Genomic DNA, 236 nt, shown 5'->3' on the forward strand with positions numbered 1-236 from the left:
CGGTGATTGGTCACAGTCAGGGTGAGATCGCCGCCGCGCACGTGGCGGGGATCCTGTCGTTGTCGGATGCCGCCCGTTTGGTGGCGTTGCGGTCGCGGGCGATCCGCCAGTTGTCGGGCCAGGGTGCGATGGCCCATATCGCGGTGCCGGTCGCTGATCTGGTTCTGCCGGCGGGGGTGTTCGTGGCGGCGGTGAATGGCCCGTCGTCGACGGTGGTGTCCGGTGACGTGGGCGCG

The 236-nt window shown here is 69.9% G+C and carries 1 protein-coding gene; it reads left to right on the forward strand.

Going from position 1 to position 236, the window contains the following annotated elements; genetic code table 11:
- Nucleotides 1-236 (forward strand): acyltransferase domain-containing protein (locus ACLQ28_RS34650; RefSeq protein ID WP_425690468.1); only part of this gene is annotated, 236 nt, incomplete at both ends.

The sequence above is a fragment of the Micromonospora sp. DT201 genome, assembly GCF_049841575.1.
GTDB lineage: Bacteria > Actinomycetota > Actinomycetes > Mycobacteriales > Micromonosporaceae > Micromonospora.